Genomic DNA, 19,329 nt, shown 5'->3' with positions numbered 1-19,329 from the left:
AATTATTTTTGAATTAAAGCAATTTTCTGCACGCGGCCACCGGTCGCGACATTTTTTAAGGACGATACCGTAATGGCACGAGTGTTCCCAATGACCGCCCTGGCAGCCGCAGCCCTGTTTGTCGCCAATGCCCAGGCCGCTACTACGCCGCTGACCGCCACCCAGATGCTGCAACAATTTAACCTGGTTGTCAGCAAAGACCTGCACTCGACTTCGCACGTGCAGGGCCGTACCTTTGTTGGCGGCGATGCCGTGGCGCAGGACTTCGTGCAGAAACCGGAAAAAATTCTGGCGTCCGACTATGCCGGCGTGACCGTGCTGGGCAATATGAGCAGCTCCAGCAACCAGGCGCATGTGGATGCGCTGGGCCTGTACGTCGGCGGCAGCACCACCAATGTCATCGTCAACAAGGGCGATGCCACTGTCGGCGGCTCGGCCACTGGTGGCTCGTTCCAGGGTAATACCTGGATCAACGGTTCCGCCACCAACGTTAACCTGAATGGCGCCACTCACGCGGCCTCCAGCAACGGCAACCCTTACAAGCCGCTGGCGGAGAAAACCAGCACCATGCTGAAAGCGGAAGCCGCTGCCACCTCGACCGATTTCGGCTCGGTGATGACCACGCTGTCGAAACAGCTGTCGACGCTGAAAGGCACCGATAAAGCCAGCGTCACCATCGACACGCAGACCAACAGCAAAGTGACGTTTAGCGGCAAGGCTGACTCATCCGGCCTGCTGGTATTCGACCTGACCGGCATCGACGACACCATTTTCTCGCCGAAGATTACCGACTTCTACTTCAACCTGACCGGCGCCACCACGGTCATTTTCAACACCGATGAAACGACGTTGAGCCTGAACGCCAACTTCCAGGATGCGGAAGCCAATGGCAGCAAGTTCATCTGGAACTTCGCTGGCGCCAGCAACGTGACCGTGGAGAAGACCTTTGGTGGCCAGGTGCTGGTGGCTGGCGGCACCTTCACCAATGCGGGCGGCGGCGCCAACGTCGAAGGTGGCGTGTATGCGCAGAGCGTCAACGAGTATGGCCAGATGCACATCCAGACCTTCACCGGCACCATCCCGGCGATTGCCGCAGTACCTGAGCCAGAAACCTATGCCATGCTGCTGGCTGGCCTGGGCATCGTCGGCTTCATGGGCCGTCGCCGCCAGAAGGCTGCTGCGGCACGCTGATCGCCGCCAGTACCATATCGACGATGACCTTTTCGGCATCGTCGAAATCCTTCTTCGTCAGCTGTTTGCGGTTTAACACCAGCGCCATCTGGGCGGAAAAGTCCGCATAGGATTGCGTCATCGCCCAGATCGCAAACAGCAGATGCGTCGCATTCACCGGCGCAATCTTCCCCTCGCTGATCCACTGTTCAAATACTTCGATGTCCTTGCGCACCAGCGGGACTACGCGGGTCTGTATCTGGCCGCCATACAGCGGCGCACCACTGATGACTTCCATTGCGTAGACGCGCGACGCCCACGGATTCTCGCGCGAGAATTTTAGCTTGGCCTGCACATAGGCGCGCAGCACTTCGCGCGGGTCCTGCCCGGCGGCGGCCAGGCTTTCCATGCGCGCCAGCCAGTCGTCCAGCACTTCGTCCAGCACGCGCTGATACAGCGCCTGCTTGGTGGGGAAGTAGTACATCAGGTTCTGCTTCGACAGGCCGGCGTTGTCCGCCACCGTGGCGATCGACGTGCCTTCATAGCCGCATTCGGCGAACACGCGCACTGCTTCGGCGGTGATCTCGGCTTCCAGCTTGTCGCGATTGAGCAGGCGACGGTTGATTTTTACTGTCGGCATATGAGTCTCAGGAAGTTGAGCAGTTGCGGATGGTCGGCATATGCGACGTTGAAGCGGAACCAGATTGCTTCCGGCGCGCGCAGCATGAAGAAGTCGCACGGCGACAGCAGGATGCCGTGTTTCAGCGCCAGGTCGGCGATCACCTTGCCGTTCCACGCCGGCGAGGGCGCATCATGCCAGCCGGCGCTGACGAACATGCCGCCACGCGGTCGCGCCAGCAAGGTCATGCCGACGTCACGCAGGCTGGCCATGGCGCGTTCGCGGCCGGCATCCAGCTGCGTCACCAGCTTGTCCACCATGCGCTTGTAAGGACGCGCGGTGATGGCGTGGTAGACGGCGCGTTCGTTGATCTCGGACGTCGTGAGGCCGGCCAGCATTTTCACCCGCAGCAGCTCGGGGATCAGCGACGACGAAGCGCTGATCGAGCCGACGCGCAAGACCGGCGACAAGGTCTTTGAGAAACTGCCGACGCGTATGACGCGCCGCAGTCCGTCCATCGCCGCCAGCGAGGCTTCACCGCGCGGCGCCAGCTCGCGGTAGATATCGTCCTCCACCAGCCAGAAGTCGAACTGTTCGGCAAGTGCCAGCAGGCGGTGCGCCTGCGCCACCGTCAGCGAAGTGCCAAGCGGATTTTGCAGCACCGTGTTGACGAACATCAGTTTCGGCTGCACCAGCGCGGCCTGTTGCGCCAGTGCGTCCAGATCCAGCCCGTGTTCGCCGCGCGCAATGCCGACCGCGACGCAGCCATGGTGGCGTATCAGCGACAGCAGGTTGCTATAACCCGGATCTTCAACGAACACCGTGTCGCCCGGCTTGGTCAGCGTGCGCAGTATCAGATCGAAGGCGTGCGTGGCGCCGTGCGTCAGCAGGATTTGTTCCGCTTCCACCGGATACAGTTCGTCGCTCAGCGTGGCCGCCATATGCTGACGCAGCGTCGGGAAGCCGAGCGGGTGGCCGTAGCCACGCAGCCGCGCGGCCGGGATGCGCATCGCCTGGCGCACGGCGTCGAGGATGGTGTCTTCGCCATACCACTCGGGCGGCAGCCAGCCGGCGCCCACCGGCAGCGCTTCGGACATGCCGGAATACAGGTCGGCGGTCAGCGCATCGATGGCACTGGGCGTGGCTTGCTGGGTGCTCGGCAGCAGCGTCGCCGGCAAGTCCTGGCGGGCGACAAAATAGCCGGAGCCGCGCCGCGACGACAGCAGACCCAGCGTCACCAGCCGGTCATACGCTTCGACAACTGTAAAGGTGCTGATGCCATTACACTTGGCGAACTGTCGCACCGAGGGCATCTTAGTGCCCACGCGCAACTCCTTGCCGGCCACCATGGCGCTGATGGCCGAGACGATCTGCTCGACCAGGCTGCCCTTGTGGCGCCGCTCGATCGCCACGACAGGCCAGCTGGTTTGATCGATCACAGAACTCGCTTCTTCCATCCTTGACTCCGCGCAGGGAAAGTGGAACTGTAGTGTTTTTGTTGCCAGTACGGTTGGACAGTTTGTTGAATTGTGTATCTGTGCCATAGTTGTCCTGCTGTCTATTATTGCATCATCATTTTGCCAACTGGTAAATTTTTTTACGGTCTGTCAAAAAAATCCGAAGAAAGTTGTTTCATAGGAGAGGTGCATGAACGAGTCCAGACCCGAATCGATGACGTCCTTCTGGATGCCATTCACGAACAACCGCGATTTCAAGGCGAACCCGCGCCTGCTGGTATCGGCGGAAGGCATGTACTACAAGGATGTCGATGGCCGCAGCATCCTCGATGGCACGGCCGGCTTGTGGTGCGTGCCATGCGGCCATGCGCAGCCGAAGATTGTCGCTGCCGTGCGCGAGATGGTAGGCCAGCTGGATTTCGCGCCGACCTTCCAGATGGGCCATCCGGCCGCCTTCGACCTGGCCGAGAAGCTGATGGCGTACACCAACCATCGCTACGGCCATGTGTTCTATACCAACTCCGGTTCCGAAGCGGTGGACACCGCGCTGAAGATCGCGCTGGCGTATCACAAGGCGCGCGGTGAAGCGAGCCGCACGCGTTTCATCGGCCGTGAGCGCGGCTATCACGGCGTTGGCTTCGGCGGTATCTCGGTCGGCGGCATCGCTGGCAACCGCAAGCCATATGGCGTGATGCTGCCCGGCGTGGACCATCTGCCGCATACGCACAATCTGGAAAAGAACGCCTACACCCGTGGCGAGCCGGAACACGGCGCCAACCTGGCCGATGAACTGGAGCGCATCGTCGCGCTGCATGATGCATCCACCATCGCCGCCGTAATCGTCGAGCCGGTGGCCGGATCGACCGGCGTGCTGATTCCACCGAAAGGCTACCTGAAGCGCTTGCGCGAGCTGTGCACCAAACACGGCATCCTGCTGATCTTCGATGAAGTGATCACCGGCTTCGGCCGACTGACCACGCCGTTCGCCGGCGACTACTTTGACGTTGAGCCGGACATGATGACCACTGCGAAGGGCCTCACCAACGGCACCATTCCGATGGGCGCGGTGTTCAGCAAGCAGCATATCCATGATGCCTTTATGGATGCGCCAGCCGGCATAGAGCTGTTCCACGGTTACACCTACTCGGGCCATCCGGTGGCCTGCGCCGCATCGCTGGCGACGCTGGAAGTGTTCAAGGAACAGAACATTCTTGAACACGCGGCCGGCATGGCTGACTACTGGGCCGATGCGGTGCATTCGCTGAAAGGCCTGCCGCACGTGATCGATATCCGTACCATCGGCCTGATCGCCGGCATCGAGCTGGCGCCGATCGCCGGCAAGCCGGGCGTGCGCGCGTTCACCGCGTTCAAGAAAGCCTTCGAGGACGGCATCCTGATCCGTACCACCGGCGACATCATCGCCTTGTCACCACCGCTGGTACTGGAGAAAAAACACATTGATGAGTTGTTTGGAAAGTTGAGGGAAGTACTTAAAAACCTGGATTGAAGGAGATAACCATGCTGGTCGGCGTCCCAAAAGAGATCAAGAACCAGGAGTCCCGCGTTGGCCTTACTCCGGCCAGTGTCAAGGAACTCGTTTTGCGTGGCCATCAGGTGCTGGTACAACAAAATGCCGGCGCGGCCATCGGCCTGACGGATGCGATGTATGAATCATCCGGCGCCAGCATCATCGACAGTGCGGAGGAAATCTTCCGCCGCGCTGAAATGATCGTCAAGGTCAAGGAACCGCAGCCGCAGGAATGCGCGATGCTGCGCGAAGGGCAGATCCTGTACACCTATCTGCACCTCGCGCCGGACCCGGAACAAACCAAGGCGCTGGTGAAATCAGGCGCGGTCTGCATCGCCTATGAAACCATCACCGGCGCGACCGGCGGCTTGCCGCTGCTGGCGCCGATGAGCGAGGTGGCGGGGCGCATGTCGATTCAGGCAGGCGCCGCGCATCTGGAGAAATCCAAGGGCGGCATGGGCTTGCTGCTGGGTGGCGTTCCGGGTGTGGCGCCGGGCCATATCGCCATCATCGGCGCCGGCGTGGTCGGCACCAATGCCTTGCAGATGGCGATCGGCATCGGTGCGCGCGTGACGATCCTGGATAAAAACGTGGATCGCCTGCGCCAGCTGGATCTGGTGTACGGCAACCGCGTCGCCACCATGTATTCCAACGCACATGCGATCGAAGAAGCGGTGCTGGATGCGGACCTGGTGATCGGCGGCGTGCTGGTGCCAGGTGCGGCGGCGCCGAAGCTGGTCACCAGTTCCATGATCGCGCGCATGAAACAGGGCGCAGTGGTGGTGGACGTGGCGATCGATCAGGGTGGTTGTTTTGAGACGTCACACGCCACCACGCACGAGCAGCCGACCTATGTGGTGGACGGCGTGGTGCACTACTGCGTCGCCAACATGCCGGGCGCGGTGGCGCGCACCTCGACCTTCGCATTGAACAACGCAACTATCGGTCACGCGGTCGCGCTGGCCGACAAGGGCTGGCAAAAAGCGCTGAAAGCCAACCCGCATCTGAAGAATGGTTTGAATGTCTGCCAGGGTAAGGTCACGTATGAAGCGGTGGCCAACGGCCTTGGTTACAACTATGTCGACGCGGACAGCCTGCTGGGCTAGGCCGCGCTTAATTTGAAAGAGCACCATGGATACCATCACCCATTACATCAACGGCGTTACCGTCGATACGCAAAGCGGCCGTCATGCCGACGTGTTCAATCCCGCAGTGGGCGAACCGGTAGCCCGAGTGGCGCTTGGCACGGCGGAGGAAGTAGACGCTGCCGTGCGCGCGGCCGAGAAGGTATTTCCGTCGTGGTCGGCGACGCCACCGCTGACGCGTGCGCGCGTGCTGTTCAAGTATCTGCAGCTGTGCCAGCAGCATGTCGATGAATTCGCGGCCATGATCACGCGCGAGCATGGCAAGACTTTCGCTGATGCGCGGGGCGAAGTGGCGCGCGGTATCGAAATGGTGGAATTCGCGGTCGGTATTCCGCAGATGCTGAAGGGCGAGTTCACTGATCAGATTTCGCGCGGTATCGACGCGTGGTCGATGCGCCAGGCGCTGGGCGTGGTGGCTGGCATCACGCCGTTCAACTTCCCGGTGATGGTGCCGATGTGGATGTTCCCGGTGGCGCTGGCGTGCGGGAATACCTTTGTGCTCAAGCCTTCCGAGCGTGATCCGTCCGCGTCGCTGCTGCATGCGCGTCTGCTGAAGGAAGCCGGCCTGCCGGACGGCGTGTTCAATGTCGTGCAGGGCGATAAGGTGACGGTCGATGCGTTGCTCGATCATCCGGTGGTGCAGGCGATCAGCTTCGTCGGCTCGACACCTATTGCTGAGTACATTTACTCGCGCGGCTGCGCGGCCGGCAAGCGCGTGCAGGCTTTGGGCGGCGCCAAAAATCATATGGTGGTGATGCCTGACGCGGACATGGAGATGACGGTCGATGCGTTGATGGGTGCAGCCTTCGGCTCGGCCGGTGAACGCTGCATGGCGATCTCGGTGGTCGTCGCGGTCGGCGATGCGGGCGACAAGATTGTCGATGCACTGGCACAGCGCACCGCTGCACTGAAAGTGCGCGATGGCATGGCGTCGGATGCCGAAATGGGGCCTGTGGTGACGCAGGCGGCCAAGCAGCGCATAGAGCGCTTGATTGGCGAGGGCGTCGAACAAGGCGCCAAGCTGGTGGTCGATGGCCGCAATCATCAGGTGGTTGGGCGCGAGAATGGCTTCTTCGTCGGCGGTACCTTGTTCGATCACGTCACGCCGGATATGACGATTTACAAGGAGGAGATTTTCGGTCCGGTACTGTGCATGTTGCGCGCGCCCGATGTGGGCAGCGCGGTGGAGCTGATCAATCGCAACGAGTATGGCAATGGCGTGGCGATCTACACGCGCGACGGTGGCGTGGCGCGGGAATTCGTGCGGCAGATCCAGGTCGGCATGGTGGGCGTGAATGTGCCGCTGCCGGTGCCGATGGCGTTCAACAGTTTCGGTGGCTGGAAGCGCAGCCTGTTCGGCGACCATCACGCTTATGGTCCGGAAGGCGTGCGCTTCTACACGCGCCATAAGGCGGTGATGCAGCGCTGGCCGAATACCGCCAGTGCTGGCGCAGAATTTGCATTCCCTCAGATGAAATGAAAACCAACGAGGACATCATGATCGAATCGATTAGCTATCTGCCGACATCGAAGGAAGCCAATGATTCATTGGCCAAACACTTCACCGATCTGGCGCCGGCCCTGAACGCGCGACAAGCCGCCATCGAAGCGTCGCGCTGCCTGTATTGCTACGATGCGCCATGCACGCGCATCTGTCCATCGGACATCGACGTGGCGAGTTTCATCCGCAATATCCACGAAGAGAATATCAACGGCGCTGCTGTCGGCATCCTCAAGCAGAACATCCTTGGCGGCAGCTGTTCGCGCGTCTGTCCGACTGAGATTCTGTGTGAGGACGCCTGCGTGCGCAATCACGATGCGGAAGGCCAGCCGGTGAAGATCGGCCTGTTGCAGCGCTACGCCATCGACAATATGCAGCTGGATCAACATCCTTTCAAGCGCGGCCCGTCGACTGGCAAGAAGATTGCTGTCGTTGGCGCCGGCCCTGCCGGCCTGTCGTGCGCGCACCGCCTGGCGATGCTGGGCAATGAAGTCGTCATCTACGAAGCGCGCGAGAAGTCCGGCGGCCTCAATGAATACGGCATCGCCAAGTATAAGTTGACCGATAACTTCGCGCAGAAGGAAGTCGATTTTCTATTGCAGATCGGTGGCATCACCATCAAGCATGGACAGGCGCTTGGCGTGAACCTGCAACTGCGCGAGCTGCATACCAATTACGACGCTGTGTTCCTCGGCCTGGGCCTTGGGGCCAGCAAGCAGCTAAGCCTGACCGGCGAGGATGCACCAGGACTGCTGGCAGCGGTGGATTACATCGCAGCGCTGCGCCAGGCGGGCGATCTATCCAGGCTGCCGGTGCCATCGCGCGCCATCGTCATCGGCGCCGGCAATACGGCGATTGATATGGCGGTACAGATCCAGCGCCTGGGTGCGGATGAAGTGACGCTGGTCTACCGTCGCGGCTTCGAGGCGATGAGCGCCACCGGTCATGAACAGCACATCGCCAAGGAAAACCAGGTCCGCATGCGTACCTGGGCACAGCCGCAGCAGGTGCTGCTGGACGTGGCGGGCCGCGTGCAGGGCATGCGCTTCGAGAAGACAGCGCTGGTCAACGGCCGCTTGGCAGGCACTGGCGAGACCTTCGACATCGCGGCGGACGCCATCTTCAAGGCCATCGGTCAGGGCATGGAGGAAACCAGCATCGGCGATCCGTTGGCGAAAACGCTGAAACGTGACGGTGACAAGATCTATGTCGACGATCAGTTCCGCACCGTCCTGCCGCGCATCTACGCCGGCGGCGATTGCGTGGCGCCGGGACAGGACCTGACTGTGCAGGCAGTCCAACATGGCAAGCTGGCTGCACACGCCATCCATCACGATATCAATGGTCTGAAGGAGGCTGCATAATGGCTGACCTGAGCGTAGAATTTTGCGGCATCAAATCCATCAATCCATTCTGGCTGGCCTCGGCGCCACCAACAGACAAGGCCTACAACGTGGTGCGCGCATTTGAGGCGGGTTGGGGCGGTGTCGTGTGGAAGACGCTGGGCGAGGATCCCGCCGCCGTCAACGTGTCGTCGCGCTATTCGGCGCATTACGGCAAGAACCGCGAAGTCCTTGGTTTCAACAACATCGAGCTGATTACCGACCGCTCGCTGGAACTGAATCTGCAGGAAATCACGCAGGTGAAGAAGGACTGGCCGGACCGCGTCATTATCGTATCGCTGATGCTGCCATGCGAAGAGCGCCTGTGGGCCGACATTCTGCCGAAAGTGGAAGCTACCGGCGCCGATGGCATTGAACTGAATTTTGGCTGCCCGCACGGCATGCCGGAGCGCGGCATGGGCGCGGCGGTCGGACAGGTGCCCGAGTACGTCGAGATGGTCACGCGCTGGTGCAAGCAGAATACCCGGCTACCGGTGATCGTCAAGCTGACGCCGAACATCACCGATGTGCGTGCGCCGGCGCGCGCGGCCAAGGCTGGCGGCGCGGATGCCGTCTCGCTGATCAACACCATCAACTCGATCACGCACCTGGACCTGGACCAGATGGTGGCTTTTCCGGTCGTAGGGGGCGCCAGCACGCACGGCGGCTACTGCGGCTCGGCAGTCAAGCCGATTGCGCTGAACATGGTGGCCGAGATTGCGCGCGATCCGCAGACGGCTGGCCTGCCGATTTCCGGCATCGGCGGCATCGGCAACTGGCGCGATGCGGCGGAGTTCATCGCACTCGGCGCCGGTTGCGTGCAGGTGTGCACGGCGGCGATGCTGCATGGTTTCCGCATCGTTGAAGAGATGAAGGACGGCCTGTCGCGCTGGATGGACCAGAAGGGCTATGGCAGTATCGCCGAGTTCTCCGGCAAGGCTGTGCCCAACACCACCGACTGGAAATACCTGAACATGAACTACCAGGTGATTGCGCAGATCAACCAGGAAGACTGCATCAAGTGCGGCCGCTGTTATGTGGCGTGCGAAGACACCTCGCACCAGTCGATCAATCAGCTGATCGATGCTGTCAGTGGCGCTCGCACGTATGAAGTGAACAAGGAGGAGTGCGTTGGGTGTAATCTGTGCGAGATCACCTGCCCGGTGCAAGGCTGTATCACGATGGTGCCGCAGGATACCGGCAAGCCATACATGAACTGGACTCAAGACCCGCGCAATCCACGCGCGGAGAATGTGAAGGTCGAACAAGCCGCTTAGGTATGGAACTTGCAACGACGAAGGGAAGCCAAACTTTTTGGAGAACGCATTGAGCACAGAACCTTCTGGCAGCACGCAACTCTGGAATGAAGACCTGGCGCCGACAACGGCGGCACAGCGCACCTGGCGCTGGTATCACTTCTCGGCGCTGTGGGTTGGCATGGTCATGTGCATTCCAGCCTACACATTGTCCGCCAGTCTGATCGAAGGCGGGATGTCCGGCTATCAGGCGGTGCTGACGGTGTTCCTGGCGAATGCCATCGTGTTGCTGCCGATGCTGTTGATCGGCCATGCCGGCACCAAGTACGGCATCCCGTACGCGGTGCTGGCGCGGGCATCGTTTGGCACCTCGGGCGCCAGGCTGCCGGCGTTGATGCGCGCGATTGTCGCTTGCGGATGGTATGGTATTCAAACCTGGTTTGGCGGCCAGATGATTTACACGCTGCTGGGCGTGATGATGGGCGGAGATATCGGCGGTGAGAAGATCGCGGGGCTTGGTATCAACGGTGGGCAGCTGCTTTGCTTCCTGGCTTTCTGGGCCATCCAGTTTTATTACATCGTGCACGGCATGGAGTCGATCCGCAAGCTGGAGACTTACACCGCCCCGCTGAAGATTGCCATTTGCTTCGTGCTGCTTGGCTGGGTGCACAGCAAGGCAGGCGGCTTTGGCGAGCTGCTGTCGGCGCCGTCGCAGTTTGTTGACGGCTGCAAGAAGGCTGGCCAGTTCTGGTCCGTGTTCTGGCCTTCGCTGACGGCGATGGTCGGTTTCTGGGCCACGCTGGCGCTGAATATTCCAGACTTCACGCGCTTCGCCAAGACACAGCGCGACCAGGTGATCGGCCAGACGGTTGGCTTACCATTGCCTATGGGCTTGTTGGCGGCGATGGCGGTGATCGTGACCTCGGCCACGGTCGTCTTGTACGGTAAGGCGATCTGGGACCCGGTCGAGCTGTCGAGCCGCATGACCGGCGTGGCGGTGCTGGTAGCGCTGCTCATTCTGCTCATCGATACCGTGTCGGTCAACCTGGCGGCAAACCTGGTCGGTCCGGCGTATGATTTCTCGGCGCTGTCACCGAAGAAGATCACGTACAAGACAGGCGGCTATATCACGGCTGCCATCGCCATCCTGATGATGCCGTGGAAGATACTGGAGTCGACGCAAGGCTACATCTTCACCTGGCTGATTGGCTACTCGGCGCTGCTTGGCCCGATCGCCGGTGTGCTGATTGTCGATTACTACCTCGTGCGCAAGACGGAACTGAATGTCGTTGATCTGTATCGCGAAGACGGCCAATACTCGTATGGCAAGGGCTGGAATACGGCGGCGATGGTGGCGTTTGTGATCGGCGTGGTGCCGAATATTCCGGGCTTCCTTAATGCTGCGTTCCCGGCTTCCTTCCCCGATGTGCCGGAAACGTTTAAAACGATTTATACCTATGCGTGGTTCGTTGGCATCGCCATTTCGGCCATTGTGTACGGGCTTATGATGAAAGGGAAGGCCGTGCCTGCCGTGCGCACGCCGGTTCACCCATAAGGAGACGTTTATGAAGACCATCATCCGTGGCGGCACTGTCGTCAATGCCGACCGCGCCTTTCGCGCCGATGTGCTGTGCGATGGCGACAAGATCGCCGCTGTCGGCGAAAACCTGGAAGTGCCGGCGGGCGCCAAGGTGATCGATGCCGGCGGCCAGTATGTGATGCCGGGCGGGATAGACCCGCACACGCATATGAACCTGCCGTTCATGGGGACGGTGACGCAGGACGACTTCTACACCGGCACCGCCGCCGGCCTGGCGGGTGGCACCACCACCATTATCGACTTCGTGATTCCTTCGCCGAAGCAGAACCTGATCGAGGCTTATCACCAGTGGCGCGAATGGGCGAGGAAGTCGGCGGGCGACTACACCTTTCACGTGGCGATTACCTGGTGGGACGAGACGGTGCACCGCGACATGGGCATTCTGGTGAAAGACCATGGCGTCAACAGCTTCAAGCACTTCATGGCGTACAAGAATGCCATCATGGCCGACGATGAAACGCTGGTGAAGAGTTTCCGCCGCTGCCTGGAGCTGGGCGCCATGCCGACTGTGCACGCCGAGAATGGCGAACTGGTTTATCAGTTGCAGCAGGATTTGCTGAAGCGCGGCTTGACCGGGCCAAGCTCGCATCCGCTGTCGCGCCCTCCGGAAGTGGAAGCGGAAGCGGCCAACCGCGCCATCGCGATTGCCAATGTGATGAACACGCCGATCTACATCGTGCACGTGTCATGCGAGGAGTCGCTGGAGGCGATCACGCGGGCGCGCGCGCATGGACAGCGGGTCTATGGCGAGGCACTGGCCGGCCACCTGGTTATCGACGATAGCGTGTACCAGAGCGATGACCTGGAGTTTGCAGCGGGCCACGTAATGAGTCCACCGTTCCGCAGCAAGCACCATCAGCAAGCGCTGTGGCAGGGGCTGCGCGGTGGGAATCTGCATACTACGGCTACCGACCACTGCACCTTCTGTGCGGAGCAGAAGGCCATGGGCAAGGACGATTTCACGAAGATTCCAAACGGCTGCGGTGGCGTGGAAGACCGCATGTCGGTCATCTGGGATGCGGGCGTCAATACCGGCTTGCTGACGCCGTCGGAATTCGTCAAGGTGACGTCGACCAATACCGCGCAGATCTTCAATATCTACCCGCGCAAGGGCGTCATCGCGCCGGGCGCGGATGCGGACGTGGTGGTGTGGGACCCGGAAGCCACGCGCACCATCTCGGCACTGACGCAGTTTGCCAAAGGCGGCTTCAACGTGTTCGAGGGCCGTACCGTGCGTGGCATTCCGAGCACCACGCTGGCCGCCGGGAATATCGTCTTCCATCGCGGCGTGCTGATGGCCGTGGAGGGTGCAGGCCGCTATATCAATCGTCCGTCGTTCAAGGCAACGTCGGCGCGTTAAGGAGTCCAGCATGAAAATTAATGGTGATCGCCTGTGGGCGTCTTTGATGGAACTGGCGCAGATCGGCGCGACCGAGAAGGGCGGCGTCAAGCGCCTTGCCCTGACGGACCTTGATAAACAGGGCCGCGACCTGGTGGTCGGGTGGGCCAGGGAAGCCGGCCTGTCGATCACCATCGACCAGATCGGCAATGTCTTCATGCGCCGCGATGGCACGAACAACGCGCTGCCGCCAGTCATGACCGGCAGCCATATCGACACGCAGCCGACTGGCGGCAAGTTTGACGGCAACTACGGCGTGCTAGCCGGCCTTGAAGTCGTGCGCACGCTGAATGACCTCAAGATCAAAACGGAGGCGCCGATTGAAGTCGCCTTCTGGACCAATGAGGAAGGCTCGCGCTTCGTGCCGGTGATGATGGGCTCCGGCGTATTCTGCGGTGCCTTTTCGCTGGAGACGGCATATGCGGCGCGCGACGTGGATGGCAAGTCAGTCGGCGAGGAGCTGGAGCGTATCGGCTACAAGGGCGCGCAAGTGCCGGGCGATCATCCAATCGGCGCCTACTTCGAAACGCACATCGAACAAGGCCCGGTGCTGGAGGATGCCGACAAGGTCATCGGTGTGGTGCCGGCGGTGATGGGCCTGTCCTGGTACGACTGCGTGGTCACCGGCATGGAAGCCCACGCCGGCCCGACGCCGATGCATCTGCGGAAGGACGCGCTGCAAGTCTCCACCCGCATCATGCAGGAAGTGGTGGCCATCGCCAACCGCTACCCGCCGTATGGCCGTGGCACGGTCGGCATGGTGCAGGTTTTCCCCAACAGCCGCAACGTCATTCCCGGCGAAGTCAAATTCAGCATCGACCTGCGCAACGTGAACGATGAACTGCTCAATACCATGCATGAAGAGATGCTGGCCTTTATCGACAAGACGCGCAATGAAAGCGGCCTCAAAATCTCCATCGAGCGCGTTTCCTATTATCCGCCATGCCCCTTCCATCCGGAGTGCGTGGATGCGGTACGCAGCGCCACCGCCAAACTGGGTTACTCGACCATGGACGTGGTGTCCGGCGCCGGCCACGACGCCATCTACGCCGCCCGCCTTGCGCCATCCGGCATGATCTTCGTGCCGTGCAAGGATGGCATCAGCCACAACGAAATCGAGGACGCCAAGCCGGAGCACCTGGAAGCTGGCTGTAACGTTCTGCTGCACGCCATGCTGGAGCGTGCCCGCGTGGTTTGACCGAAGGACGAGGGCGGTGCATACTTCATCGCATGCATACCGACCCTCAGCAAGCCTACCTCGATGCCAACGAACGTCTGGCTGCCGGCGACTACGCTGGCGCTGAAGATTGCTATCTGCAAGCGCTGGCCTTGCAGCCATGGCACGCGGCGGCGCGCGCCAATCTCGGCTATCTGAAGGAGCAGCAGGGTGCAGCGGCGGAAGCGGAATTCCATTATCTGCAAGCGCTGGCGCTGATGCCGGACCACGCGCAGTTGTATCAGAACCTGGGCGCACTGCTGCTGAAGGAGAAGCGCTTTGAGGAATCGGAATCGGCCATGCGCGCGGCGGTGGAGTGCGCGCCGGATTCCGCAGCGGCGTGGAATATGCTGGGCGCGCTGTTGGTGTGTACCCATCGCGAGCCGGAGGGCGAGGCTTGCTATCGCGAGGCTTTGGCGCTGGAGCCCGGCCATGCGCGCACGCAGTTCAACCTGAGTTATCTGCTGCTGCGGCAGGGCCGTTTCGAAGAAGGCTGGCGCATGCTGGATGCGCGTTGGCAGTTCGATCAGTTTCCGCTGTCCTTCGATTGTCCGTTCTGGGAGGGCGAGCCGCTGGCTGGGAAGTCCATCGTGCTTGGCCTGGAAGCCGGCCATGGCGACATGATCCAGTTTGTGCGGTATGTGCCGCTGCTGAAGCAACGCGGCGCCGCGCGTGTGGATGTGGTGTGCCATCCAGAATTGCAGCGGTTGTTTGCCACGCTACCGGGCGTGCATCGTGTGCATGCGCTGGGTCAGGATCTGCCGGGCGACTGGGATTTCTGGACACGGCCGATGCGCTTGCCGGGATTGTTCGACACGGAGCTGGCCTCCATTCCTGCGGAGGTGCCCTATCTGCGCGCGCAGCCGGAACTGGTTGACCACTGGCGTGCTGTGTTGCCGCAGCATGGGTTGCGTGTCGGCCTTGCATGGCGCGGCAACGCCAATTTCGAGAATGACGCCGACCGCTCCTTGCCGTCGTTGATGACGCTTGCGCCGCTCGCCGCAGTGCCCGCGCATTTCGTCAGCTTGCAGAAGGGCGCTGGCGAAGCCGAAGCTTTGCTGCCGCCGAGCGGGATGTCGCTGCATCCGATCGGCGCGCAATTGGGTGACTTTGCGGAGACGGCTGCCGTCATCGCCAATCTCGATCTGGTCATCAGTGTGGATACGGCGGTCGCGCATCTCGCCGGCGCGCTCGGCAAGCCTTGCTGGCTGCTGCTGCCGGACTATCGCTGCGATTGGCGCTGGATGACGGATCGCAGCGATACGCCGTGGTATCCGGCCATGCGCCTGTTCCGCCAACCGCGCGGTGGCGGTTGGGCGCCGGTGATTGCCGAGGTGGCGGCCGCGTTACTCAGCTTCGGAAGTAGTGCCGCTCCAGATCTTCGATAAGCCCCGGCCCGGAAGGCTGCCAGCCAAGCTGCTGTTGCGTCAGTGCGCTGGAGGCAGGGCAGTCGGCGCCAAAGAAGCGCGCAAGGAAGCCGAAATGGTCGTGCGCCTGTTCGGCCGTCATGCTGACCACTGGCAAGCCGAGACCCTGACCGATGACTTCTGCGATCTTGCGCGTGGCGATGCCCTGCTCGGCGATGGCGTGATAGCGCGCTCCTCCCACTCCGTGTTCCAGCACCAACCGATAAAGGCGGGCTGCGTCCGTGCGATGTACGGCCGGCCAGCGGTTCTCGCCATCCCCAATGTAGGCCGAAACGCCTTTGGCGCGGGCGATATCCACCAGCCGTGGTGCGAAACCGTAGTCGCCGTCGCCATGCACCGATGGTGGCAGGCGCACCAGCGATGAACGCACGCCGCGCCCGGCCAGTGCCAGCGTCAGCGCTTCCGAGGCGGTACGGTGCTGGGCGGCGCCGTGCGGATCGGCCGCGTCGCTTTCCGTGCCAAGGCGGCCGTGAGGCAGCAGCGCGCTACCCGAGGTGGTGATCAGCGGCTTGCCGCTGCCCGCCAGCGCGTCACCCATGGCCTCAATGGCGCGGCGATCGGTTTCGCCAGCGGCGTTGAAGTCCTTGAAGTCGTGGATAAAGGCGGTGTGGATCACGCCATCACATGCCCGCGCGCCGGCTTGCAGCGCCTCCAGGTCTGACAGTTCGCCGCGATGCACGGCGATGTCACGGTCGCGCAGCAGGGCGGCGCCGTCGTCGCTGCGCGCGAGTCCCAGCACCTTGTGGCCTGCCGCAATCAATTCCTGGATGATCGCCGAGCCTACCCAGCCCGTTGCACCTGTAACGAATACTTTCATGTTGATCTCCTCGTGTGGATGACTGCATGATAGGAGATGCTGGCCGGACGATCCATGCTGTAGAATCCGTACTTTCTTTGTATTCGTCCGAAAATTATGGATCCTTTGTCAGATGTGCTGTCCTTGCTGAAGCCGCGTAGCTACATGGCCGGCGGTTTTGACGCCGCCGGTGACTGGGCGCTGCAATTCCATCGGCCCGAAGGCATCAAGTGCTACGCGGTGGTGCATGGTGAGTGCTGGCTGTCGGTGGAGGATGTGGACGAGCCGGTGCGCCTGAAGACCGGCGACTGCTTTTTACTCCCGCGTGGACGCGCGTTCCGGCTGGCCAGCGACTTGTCGCTGCCGCCGGTGAATGCGCTGGAGTTGCTGCACAAGCGGCGTGTCGGCGGCATCGGCATCATCAACGATGGCGGCGGCTGCATGATCGTCGGTGGTCATTTTGTTTTCAACGGCAAGCACACCAGCATTCTGCTGGAGGCGTTGCCGCCCATCGCCCACGTGCACAAGGACAGCGACCGCGAAGCGTTGCGCTGGTCCTTGCAGCGGCTGGCGACGGAACTGCGCGAGCAACGGCCGGGCCATGTGCTGATCGCACAGCACATGGCGCACATGATGCTGGTGCAGGCCTTACGGCTGGTGCTGGCGGAAGAGGAGGGCAATGGCGTCGGCTGGCTTTACGCGTTGGCCGATCCGCAGATCGGCAGCGCCATCGGTGCGCTGCACGCGGAGCCGGCGCAACGCTGGACGCTGGAGACGCTGGCGCAGCATGTCGGCATGTCGCGCTCCACGCTGGCGCTCAAGTTCAAACAGACCGTCGGTAGTTCGCCGATGGATTACCTGACGCGCTGGCGCATGCTGCTTGCAGGCGACCGGCTGGTGCATTCCAGCCAGCCGGTGTCGGTCATCTCGCAGCAACTGGGCTACGAATCGGACAGTGCATTCAGCACGGCTTTCAAGCGTGTGATGGGCTGCTCGCCGCGCCAGTACGTGCGCGATCAGTCCTTGTAGCTGCGCAGGAAGTCGAGCAGCACGCGGGCAGCGATGTCGGCGTCGTCGGCGGTCATGGTTTCCAGTGGATTGTGGCTGATGCCGCCGTTGCCGCAGCGCGTGAACAGCATGGCGACGTCGGTGATGGCTGCCATCTCCATGGCGTCGTGGCCGGCGCCGGACAACAGCTCAAAGCGCGGCAGGCCGGCGCGTTCGATGGCGTCACCGAACTGCCGCATCAGGCGCGGCGCACACGGCGCGGCGCTGGCCTCCAGCAACGGCTGCAGCGTGAATTCAATCTGGCGGCGCGCACAAATGGTGGCGATGCCGTCCAAAACGTCTTTTACCGCAGCCAGACGCACCGCATCGTCGGCAGCGCGGATGTCGAGCGACAGTTTGCAGGCACCGGGGATGACGTTGACCGAACCGCCCGGAACTTGCAGCTGGCCGACCGTGCCGACCAGCGAAGGCGCTTGCGCACAGCGCTGCTCGACCAGCAGCACGATTTCGGCGGCCGCCGAAGCGGCGTCCTTGCGCATATTCATCGGCGTGGTGCCGGCATGGCTGGCCAGACCGGTCAGTTCGACCAGGTAGCGCGAGCTGCCGGCGATAGCCGTGACCACGCCCAGCGCCAGGTCACGCTCCAGCAGCACCGGGCCTTGTTCGATATGGACCTCAACGAAGCCCAGCAGGTCGGCAGGATTGCGGGCGATCGCCGGAATGCGCGCGATATCATGGCCTGCGGCCAGCAAGGCATCGCGCATGCTGACGCCATCGGCGTCGGCCTGCTCCAGTAAAGACATGTCGAAGCGGCCGGTGATGGCGGTACTGCCAAGGAAGGTGCTCTTGAAACGCACACCTTCTTCTTCGGCGAAGCCAACCACTTCAATATGGAAGGGCAGTTTTTCGCTGCGTGCGTGCAGATGGCGCACGATGGCGATCGGCAGCAGGATGCCAAGCCGGCCGTCGTATTTGCCGCCGTTGCGCACGGTGTCGTAATGCGAGCCGGTCATCAGCGTTCTGGCGTTGGCCGCTTCCGAGCGGTAGACGCCGACTACGTTGCCGACAGCGTCGATATGCGCATTCATGCCGGCGGCTTGCATCCATTCCAGCAGCTGCGCGGCTGTCTGGCGATGCGCGGAGGTCATGTAGGCGCAGGTGAGCGCGGCTTCGTCGTCGCTCCACGCCGCCAGTTCCTCGCTCCACTGCATGATGGTGGGACCGAACTCCAGCTGCACGGACAGCAGATCATTCAGGCGGATTTCTGCAATGCGCTTGATCTGGCGGAGGCATTCGGCGATTTCAGCGGCGCGCTGATTCTTCAGGCGGCGTGCAAAGGTGGCGATGACTGCTTGCCGCGTCAGCCCTTGGCCGGTAGGGCCTTTGACAGCGAGGATGAACGGGAAACCGAATTTGGCGTTGTAGTCGGCATTCAGCTGGTGCAGCGTGGCGAATTCCTCTGCGCTGCACAGGTGCAGGCCGGACCTGGCCTGCTCGCTGGTCGATTCCGCAGTCAACTGGCCGGCCACGGCGGCCTTCCCAGCCAGCTCGGGATGGGCGCGGATCAGGCCCAGTTGTTCATCCAGCGAGGCTGCGCTGACCATATCCTGCAAGGCCAGCTTCAGCGCGGTAACGCTGTTGAACGGCCGCTGCGCGGCGGCGCGTTCCGGTATCCATGGCGAGTGTTCGTAGATGCCGCGCAGGCGTTCGACGAAGGTGGCGGTGTCGCAGCTGTTCAGGTCAGAGAGTGTCGTCATCATGGGCTCCATCATAACGCGCCAGCGTCGCTGCGATATATGCGGTATGCGGTACGGTTTATACGGCT

At 62.0% G+C, this 19,329-nt stretch carries 15 protein-coding genes; 11 read left to right on the top strand and 4 right to left on the bottom strand.

The window, feature by feature from the left end:
* Nucleotides 1–90 precede the first annotated feature (90 nt).
* A complete protein-coding gene (locus tag BLS51_RS18485) occupies nt 91–1,191 on the top strand; it encodes a collagen-binding domain-containing protein (RefSeq protein WP_229207642.1) in 1,101 nt (366 codons plus the stop codon).
* On the opposite strand, the gene BLS51_RS18480 is transcribed toward BLS51_RS18485, so the two are convergent.
* Complete coding sequence (locus tag BLS51_RS18480; protein WP_090186083.1) at nt 1,151–1,810, bottom strand: TetR/AcrR family transcriptional regulator; 660 nt, start codon at nt 1,808–1,810, stop codon at nt 1,151–1,153. The genes BLS51_RS18485 and BLS51_RS18480 overlap by 41 nt on opposite strands.
* Entirely contained in the window at nt 1,798–3,246 is a 1,449-nt protein-coding gene (locus BLS51_RS18475) for an aminotransferase-like domain-containing protein (protein WP_090186079.1), read from the bottom strand. Before BLS51_RS18475 ends, BLS51_RS18480 begins: the two co-directional genes overlap by 13 nt.
* A 190-nt stretch (nt 3,247–3,436) precedes the next feature.
* Between BLS51_RS18475 and BLS51_RS18470 the strand changes: the two genes are divergently transcribed.
* The 9 genes from BLS51_RS18470 to BLS51_RS18430 are packed head-to-tail and all read left to right on the top strand — an operon-like array spanning nt 3,437 to nt 15,661.
* On the top strand, nt 3,437–4,753 hold the full coding sequence (locus tag BLS51_RS18470) for an omega-aminotransferase AptA (protein WP_090186076.1): 1,317 nt from the start codon (nt 3,437–3,439) through the stop codon (nt 4,751–4,753).
* Nucleotides 4,754–4,764: 11 nt separating this feature from the next.
* Nucleotides 4,765–5,880, top strand: coding sequence for an alanine dehydrogenase (ald, locus tag BLS51_RS18465; protein WP_090186073.1), 1,116 nt, complete (start codon nt 4,765–4,767; stop codon nt 5,878–5,880).
* Nucleotides 5,881–5,905: 25 nt separating this feature from the next.
* Nucleotides 5,906–7,399, top strand: coding sequence for a CoA-acylating methylmalonate-semialdehyde dehydrogenase (locus BLS51_RS18460; RefSeq protein ID WP_090186070.1), 1,494 nt, complete (start codon nt 5,906–5,908; stop codon nt 7,397–7,399).
* A 14-nt stretch (nt 7,400–7,413) separates the two neighbouring features.
* On the top strand, nt 7,414–8,784 hold the full coding sequence (locus BLS51_RS18455) for an NAD(P)-dependent oxidoreductase (protein WP_217636468.1): 1,371 nt from the start codon (nt 7,414–7,416) through the stop codon (nt 8,782–8,784).
* Nucleotides 8,784–10,079, top strand: a complete 1,296-nt coding sequence (gene preA / locus BLS51_RS18450) for an NAD-dependent dihydropyrimidine dehydrogenase subunit PreA (RefSeq protein WP_090186066.1) — start codon at nt 8,784–8,786, stop codon at nt 10,077–10,079. Before BLS51_RS18455 ends, preA begins: the two co-directional genes overlap by 1 nt.
* A 49-nt stretch (nt 10,080–10,128) precedes the next feature.
* Nucleotides 10,129–11,613, top strand: coding sequence for an NCS1 family nucleobase:cation symporter-1 (locus BLS51_RS18445; RefSeq protein ID WP_090186064.1), 1,485 nt, complete (start codon nt 10,129–10,131; stop codon nt 11,611–11,613).
* A 10-nt stretch (nt 11,614–11,623) separates the two neighbouring features.
* Entirely contained in the window at nt 11,624–13,018 is a 1,395-nt protein-coding gene (gene hydA / locus BLS51_RS18440; RefSeq protein WP_090186061.1) for a dihydropyrimidinase, read from the top strand.
* 10 nt (nt 13,019–13,028) lie between these two features.
* Nucleotides 13,029–14,255, top strand: coding sequence for a Zn-dependent hydrolase (locus tag BLS51_RS18435; RefSeq protein WP_090186059.1), 1,227 nt, complete (start codon nt 13,029–13,031; stop codon nt 14,253–14,255).
* A 32-nt stretch (nt 14,256–14,287) separates the two neighbouring features.
* Nucleotides 14,288–15,661, top strand: coding sequence for a tetratricopeptide repeat protein (locus BLS51_RS18430; protein ID WP_090186055.1), 1,374 nt, complete (start codon nt 14,288–14,290; stop codon nt 15,659–15,661).
* On the opposite strand, the gene BLS51_RS18425 is transcribed toward BLS51_RS18430, so the two are convergent.
* Nucleotides 15,624–16,517: an SDR family oxidoreductase gene (locus tag BLS51_RS18425; RefSeq protein WP_090186052.1), complete on the bottom strand. Its 894-nt coding sequence runs from the start codon at nt 16,515–16,517 to the stop codon at nt 15,624–15,626. The two genes, BLS51_RS18430 and BLS51_RS18425, sit on opposite strands and share 38 nt — an antisense overlap.
* A gap of 96 nt (nt 16,518–16,613) precedes the next feature.
* On the opposite strand from BLS51_RS18425, the gene BLS51_RS18420 reads away from it, so the two are divergent.
* Nucleotides 16,614–17,525, top strand: coding sequence for an AraC family transcriptional regulator (locus BLS51_RS18420; RefSeq protein ID WP_090186049.1), 912 nt, complete (start codon nt 16,614–16,616; stop codon nt 17,523–17,525).
* Here the strand turns inward: BLS51_RS18420 and BLS51_RS18415 are convergent.
* Nucleotides 17,513–19,261, bottom strand: a complete 1,749-nt coding sequence (locus tag BLS51_RS18415; RefSeq protein ID WP_090187238.1) for an allantoate amidohydrolase — start codon at nt 19,259–19,261, stop codon at nt 17,513–17,515. The genes BLS51_RS18420 and BLS51_RS18415 overlap by 13 nt on opposite strands.
* Between the last annotated feature and the right edge of the window lie 68 nt (nt 19,262–19,329).

The sequence above is a fragment of the Duganella sp. OV510 genome, from assembly GCF_900100205.1.
Taxonomy (GTDB): domain Bacteria; phylum Pseudomonadota; class Gammaproteobacteria; order Burkholderiales; family Burkholderiaceae_D; genus Rugamonas.
Note: the sequence above shows the minus strand (reverse complement) of the source record. Positions and strands in the feature narration are given on the sequence as shown.

Coding starts and splice junctions, on each gene's coding strand:
- BLS51_RS18485 (WP_229207642.1), top strand. CDS start 91: ATGACCGCCCTGGCAGCCGCAGCCCTGTTTGTCGCCAATGCCCAGGCC.
- BLS51_RS18480 (WP_090186083.1), bottom strand. CDS start 1,810: ATGCCGACAGTAAAAATCAACCGTCGCCTGCTCAATCGCGACAAGCTG.
- BLS51_RS18475 (WP_090186079.1), bottom strand. CDS start 3,246: ATGGAAGAAGCGAGTTCTGTGATCGATCAAACCAGCTGGCCTGTCGTG.
- BLS51_RS18470 (WP_090186076.1), top strand. CDS start 3,437: ATGAACGAGTCCAGACCCGAATCGATGACGTCCTTCTGGATGCCATTC.
- ald (WP_090186073.1), top strand. CDS start 4,765: ATGCTGGTCGGCGTCCCAAAAGAGATCAAGAACCAGGAGTCCCGCGTT.
- BLS51_RS18460 (WP_090186070.1), top strand. CDS start 5,906: ATGGATACCATCACCCATTACATCAACGGCGTTACCGTCGATACGCAA.
- preA (WP_090186066.1), top strand. CDS start 8,784: ATGGCTGACCTGAGCGTAGAATTTTGCGGCATCAAATCCATCAATCCA.
- hydA (WP_090186061.1), top strand. CDS start 11,624: ATGAAGACCATCATCCGTGGCGGCACTGTCGTCAATGCCGACCGCGCC.
- BLS51_RS18435 (WP_090186059.1), top strand. CDS start 13,029: ATGAAAATTAATGGTGATCGCCTGTGGGCGTCTTTGATGGAACTGGCG.
- BLS51_RS18430 (WP_090186055.1), top strand. CDS start 14,288: ATGCATACCGACCCTCAGCAAGCCTACCTCGATGCCAACGAACGTCTG.
- BLS51_RS18425 (WP_090186052.1), bottom strand. CDS start 16,517: ATGAAAGTATTCGTTACAGGTGCAACGGGCTGGGTAGGCTCGGCGATC.
- BLS51_RS18420 (WP_090186049.1), top strand. CDS start 16,614: ATGGATCCTTTGTCAGATGTGCTGTCCTTGCTGAAGCCGCGTAGCTAC.
- BLS51_RS18415 (WP_090187238.1), bottom strand. CDS start 19,261: ATGACGACACTCTCTGACCTGAACAGCTGCGACACCGCCACCTTCGTC.